This window comes from Frankia sp. ACN1ag, from assembly GCF_001414035.1.
GTDB lineage: Bacteria > Actinomycetota > Actinomycetes > Frankiales > Frankiaceae > Frankia > Frankia torreyi.
The window spans coordinates 26,679-26,987 of sequence record NZ_LJPA01000056.1; the positions used below are offsets into that span (position 1 = coordinate 26,679).

Sequence of the window (309 nt, forward strand, 5' to 3'; positions counted from 1 at the left end):
CGCGCGGTGCTGTCGGTGCTGGTGGTGAGGATGCGGGTGGCGTCGGGACTCCACGCGCCGCCCGTGACCGTCTGAGTGTGGCCGGTGAGGGTGCACTGGAGGTGGCCGGTGGTGGCGTCCCAGATCCCTGCGGTGCAATCGGTGCTGGTGGTGAGGATGCGGGTGCCATCGGGACTCCACGCGCCGCCCGTGACCGTCTGAGTGTGGCCGGTGAGGGTGCACTGGAGGTGGCCGGTGGTGGCGTCCCGGACCCCGGCGGTGCGGTCGGTGCTGGTGGTGAGGATGCGGGTGCCATCGGGGCTCCAGGCG

General features: G+C 72.5%; 1 protein-coding gene. It reads right to left on the reverse strand.

Annotation, left to right across the window (positions count from 1 at the left end; genetic code table 11):
• A partial coding sequence (locus tag UK82_RS33375) for a WD40 repeat domain-containing protein (RefSeq protein ID WP_173667374.1) occupies nucleotides 1–309 on the reverse strand: 309 nt, incomplete at both ends.